The following is a 362-nucleotide window of genomic DNA, read 5'->3' as shown; positions in this document are numbered from 1 at the left end:
TACTATCGTTGGAAGCAACATACAAAACGGGATACATTAAAGAAATGGATGGAACAACAAGTTGGTGAACAATGTCATAAACACAAGTTTCGATATGGCTATCGAAAGATTACAGCATTACTCAATCGAACGATGAAGATGAATCATAAGTTTGTGCAGCGTGCCATGCAGAAGTATGGTTGGCAATGTCGCGTAAAACGGAAGAAACGTCAGCGAACAGGGCAACCTTATCAGGTTGCAGAGAATGTATTAAATCGTGACTTTCGAGCTGATCGTCCTCTTCAAAAACTAGTGACGGATATTACCTACTTGCCTTTTGGGCCTAAACAGTTGTATCTTTCAAGTATTCAGGATTTATTTAA

General features: G+C 39.2%; 1 protein-coding gene. It reads left to right on the top strand.

The window, feature by feature from the left end:
• On the top strand, positions 1 to 362 hold a 362-nt coding region (locus AC1VNJ_RS26910), incomplete at both ends, for an IS3 family transposase (protein WP_482641640.1).

It is taken from the genome of Priestia sp. 3CA3, assembly GCF_056836725.1.
The sequence above is the reverse complement of the archived record's forward strand: the minus strand, read 5'-3'. Positions and strand labels throughout refer to the sequence as shown.